Annotated in this window: 3 protein-coding genes; 2 read left to right on the top strand and 1 reads right to left on the bottom strand. The window is 64.4% G+C overall.

The features are described from left to right. Positions 1 to 209, bottom strand: a 209-nt coding sequence (locus K1X71_21030; GenBank protein ID MBX7075633.1) for a hypothetical protein, incomplete at its 3' end; no start/stop codon positions are given. A gap of 206 nt (positions 210 to 415) precedes the next feature. Between K1X71_21030 and K1X71_21025 the strand changes: the two genes are divergently transcribed. Both K1X71_21025 and K1X71_21020 read left to right on the top strand, forming a co-directional pair. Then, positions 416 to 1,945, top strand: coding sequence for a hypothetical protein (locus K1X71_21025; protein ID MBX7075632.1), 1,530 nt, complete (start codon positions 416 to 418; stop codon positions 1,943 to 1,945). Positions 1,946 to 2,078: 133 nt separating this feature from the next. Then, a partial coding sequence (locus K1X71_21020) for a DUF1549 domain-containing protein (GenBank protein ID MBX7075631.1) occupies positions 2,079 to 4,699 on the top strand: 2,621 nt, incomplete at its 3' end.

The raw sequence follows: 4,699 nt of genomic DNA, 5'->3' as shown, positions 1-4,699 counted from the left end.
GCCGCCTCGGCAAGCTGCGCGCGGAGCGGATCGGGGGGCGATGACTCCGATTGATCCTCGTCCGCGCTGGGTTGAGCCAGCACGCCGCGCACTTCGCCGAGCGTGCGCTCCAGCAATTCGCGCGATTGCGGCGTCAGGCCGTGGGTCGCCTCCAAGGCCTGATGCAACTGTTCGACCGCCAGCCGGAGCTTGTCAGATTCGTCGGCCATAATTGGCAATATTTTGAATTGGGTTTGCGAAGCAATGTCTGTCGCGCGCCAAAGAGCATGCCGCGACCACCGCGTAGAATAGGGCCCCGGCCGGCAATGAACAAGCGAATCGCGCGGGGCGAGATGCTTCTCGCGGTCGCGCGCGTATAATGAGCGGCAGCGGGGGGCGCCGCTTGCACCAACACTGCCACCGCTGGGAGGGAACCATGAACCGTCCAAGCACTCGTCGCGACTTTCTGCGGGCCGGCATCACGGTCGGCGGCCTCGCTGGGCTAGGCGATGTCGGCTTCCTTTCACAATTGCCGCGGGTCGCCGCCGCTGAAGTCAAGCGCCCCCTGGCGGCACCGCTGCAAGCCGATGTCGAGCCGGTGGTGCGACTGCTCGAAGAAACACCGCGCGACCAACTGCTGGAGGCGGTGGCTCATCGCATCCGCGACGGCCTCAGCTATCAGCACGTCCTGGCCGCGCTGCAACTGGCCGGCGTGCGCAACATTCAGCCACGGCCGAGCGTGGGCTTCAAGTTTCATGCCGTGCTGGTGGTGAACTCAGCGCATCTGGCCAGCATGAACTCGCCTGAAGAATATCGCTGGCTGCCGATCTTTTGGGCGCTTGATCACTTCAAGCAGGCGCAGGCTGACGACGTTCGCGAAGGGGACTGGACCATGCAGCCAGTCGATGAAGCGCGCGTGCCGGCCAAAGACAAGGCGCTGGCGGCGCTGGTCGACGCGCTGAATCAGTGGGATGCCGACGCGGCCGACGTGGCCGCCGCCGGCGCCGCGCGAGTGGCCTCGCCGGAGGAGGTGTACCAAACGTTGTATCGCTTCGGCGCGCGCGATTTTCGCGACATCGGCCACAAAGCAATCTTCGTGGCCAACAGCCAGCGCACGCTGGAGCGCATCGGCCCCGAGCACCTGGAACCGATCTTGCGCTCGCTGGCCTACGCGCTGGTGAAGTACGACGGCGAGAACCCAGCCCGCGCCGATCACGAAGCCGACCGCCCTTGGCGGCACAACCTCGAACTGGCGCAGCAGTTTCCGGCCGATTGGAAACAAGGCCAGCCCGACGAGGGCGCTACCCAGGAATTGCTCACGGCGCTGCGCACCGCGTCGGCCGACGAATCGTGCCGTCAGGTCGTCGAACTGCTGAAGCGCAAGGTGAATCCCCAATCGATCTGGGACGCCCTCTTCTTGGGCTCGGCCGAGCTATTGGCCCGCCAGCCGGGCATTGTGCCGCTGCACTCAGTCACCTCGACCAACGCGCTGCACTACGCCTATCAAGCGGCGCGCGACGACCAGACACAACGACTTTTGCTGTTGCAGAACGCCGCATTTGTTCCGCTGTTTCGCGAGGCCACGCGTTCACGCGGCGGCAAGTTGCCAGAGTGGCGCATCAACGACGCTTTTGGGGCCGACAGCAAGCAAACGGCGCCGGCGAGCGTCGACGAGATCTTTGCCGCGGTCAGCGACAATCGGGCCGATGGAGCGCAACAGGCGTTTGCCTGGCTAGTGGCCAGCGGCGATCCCAAGCCGCTGATCGATCGCGCGCAATTACTGGTCTTTTTCAAAGGCAGCAACTCGCACGACTACAAGTACAGCTCGGCGGTGCTGGAAGATTGGGAGCACGTTTCGCCGCAGTATCGCAACCAGTATCTGGCCGCCTGCATGTACCAACTGCGCGGGTCGGGGGGGCCAGACAATAAGCTGGTCGAACGCACCCGGGCAGCTTTCGCCGGCTAGGCAACGATCGCCACATTGCGAATAGTGGCAATTGGCCGCATATGGGGTTAGAACAGGGTATCGGCGCAGCCGATCCGCCCAGTCCCCGCCCCGAGCCCTCCCGCCCCCCAGCGAGCCTCGACCGAGGGAACTCATGCTTCGCTATGGCATTGTGATCGCAGTCCTTTGTAGCTGCGCTTCAGCACGGGCGAACGAGCCCGCAAAGATCGACTTTAATCGGCAGGTGCAGCCGATCCTTTCGGGCCATTGCTACAAGTGCCACGGCCCTGACGACAAGAGCCGCCAGGCCAGCCTGCGCCTCGACCGGCGCGAGTCGGTCACCGCCGAGGCAGAGTCGGGCGCGCTGCCGATTGTGCCGGGCAAGCCCGCCGAGAGCGAGTTGGTCCTGCGCATCCGCGCGACCGACGGCGACATGCAGATGCCGCCAGCGGCAGCCAACAAGCCGTTGTCGGACGCGCAGAAGCAAATACTGGAACAGTGGATCGCCGAGGGCGCCGAGTACGAAGCGCATTGGGCATTCGTCCCGCCGCGCCAGGCCCCGTTGCCAGCGGTCAAGCAAACCGAGTGGCCCAAGAACGCGATTGACTACTTCATCTTGGCCCGGCTAGAGGCGGAGGGGCTGACGCCATCGCCCGAGGCGGATCGCCACACGCTGGCCCGCCGTGCGGCGCTTGATCTGGTCGGCTTGCCGCCAACGCCGGAAGAGACCGACGCCTTTGTCGCCGATACGTCGCCCGACGCTTTCGAGCGCTATGTCGATCGGCTGCTCGCCTCGCCAAGTTATGGCGAACGTTGGGCGCGGCATTGGCTCGATCTGGCGCGCTACGCCGACACCAACGGCTACGAGAAGGACCGCGTCCGCTCGATGTGGCCCTATCGCGATTGGGTGATCGCCGCGCTGAACGCCGACATGCCGTTCGACCAGTTCACCATCAAGCAGATTGCCGGCGATTTGCTTCCCCATGCGACCCTGGAAGATCGGATCGCCACCGGGTTTCATCGCAACACGATGATCAACGAAGAGGGGGGCGTCGATCCATTGGAGTTTCGCTATCACTCGATGATCGACCGGGTCGCGACGACCGCGACCACTTGGCTTGGCCTGACCATGGCGTGCGCGCAATGCCACACGCACAAGTACGATCCGATCCCCCATCAAGACTTCTATCGCATGATGGCGTTTTTGAACAACGCCGACGAACTGGAAATGGATGTCCCCAAGCCCGACATCACCGCGCGCCGCGCCGAGTTACAAGCGCAGATCGACGCGGCCGTGGCCGACTTGAAGAACCAGTTTCCGACCGAGGGAGATCTGCGCTGGCACGACGCGCAGCCGACCCGCGTGGAGTCGGAAGCGGGCAGCACGGTCGCCATTCAAGAGGACGGCGCCGTGCTCATCTCGGGGGCGAATCCGGAGTCCGACGTTTACACGGTGACTTTGGAGAGTCCGGCGCCGCGGGTATCGACCATCGAGTTGATGGCGCTTACCGACGCGTCGCTCGGCGGCAACGGCCCCGGGCGCACCCCACACGGCAACTTTGTCGTCACCGAGATCAACGTGACCGCGGCCCCGCTCGATGGTTCGTCCCCGCCTCGCGAGATCAAGCCAACCCAGGCCGAGACCGACTTCGCGCAAGACGGATTTCCCGCGGCGCATGCCATCGACGGTAACCCAAAGACGGGCTGGGCCATTCACGGAAAAGACAAATGGAACGTCAACCGCATATTGACGCTCGGCTTGGAACAACCGGTTGATTTTGCGGGCGGAACATGCTGGACGTTTCGCATTGCACAACAATACGGCGGGCATCACACGCTGGGCCGATTCCGGATTCGACTAGGCGAGCCCCTGAACGATCCTCGGCCGATTGAACAGCGCCGCCAGGAACACCTTGCCCACCGGTTCAAAGAATGGGTGGCATCCGAAGAGGCGCGCACCGGGCATTGGCGCCTGCTGAAGCCGCTGAGCGCCACGAGCGAGATTCCGGTGCTCACCATTTTGGAAGACGACTCGGTGTTGGCCACGGCCGACCAATCGAAGAGCGACACGTATCACATTCGTCTGGCCTGCGACCTGCAAGGCGTGACTGCGCTGCGACTGGAAGCCATGGTCGACGACCGGTTGCCCGTTCGCGGACCAGGGAGAATCTATTACGAGGGTCCGTTCGGCGATTTCTACCTTAGCACGTTCGCGGTTCAGTCGGGCGGCCAGCCCGCGCCTTTCCGCTCCGCCACCCATTCGTTTGCCAGCGGCGCCTTTACCGCGGCCACGGCGATCGACGCCGATCCGCAAACCGGCTGGTCGATCAACGGCGCGCAGGGACGATCGCACAGCGCGGTGTTTGTGTTCGAGCAACCCTTGAACGCCACAGGCGCGATCGACCTGCGAATGTTGTTCGAGCGGTACTACGCCGCGGGAATGGGTCGCTTCCGCATCTGGGCGACTACCGACCCAGTGCCGGCGCCTGCCCGCGATCTGCCGATTGCCGTGGACGAAAGGCTGCTTCAGGCCGGCGCTGCTCCTGATCCCGACCGGCATCCGGCGCTGCTCGATCATTTTTTATCCGTGGCGCCAGAGATGGCCGCGGCGCGCGCGAAGATTGACGCGCTACGCGCCCAGATGCCGGCGTACCCCACCACGCTCGTGTTCGCGGAGCGGCCGGCGCACAACCCGCGCGCCACGTTTGTGCATCCGCGCGGCGAGTATTTGCAACGTGGCGACGCGGTGACGGCGGAGATTCCCTCGCTGTTTGA

The organism is Pirellulales bacterium, from assembly GCA_019694455.1.
Taxonomy (GTDB): Bacteria; Planctomycetota; Planctomycetia; order Pirellulales; family JAEUIK01; genus JAIBBY01.
This window is presented reverse-complemented; position numbering and strand designations above follow the sequence as displayed.

Coding starts and splice junctions, on each gene's coding strand:
- K1X71_21025 (MBX7075632.1), top strand. CDS start 416: ATGAACCGTCCAAGCACTCGTCGCGACTTTCTGCGGGCCGGCATCACG.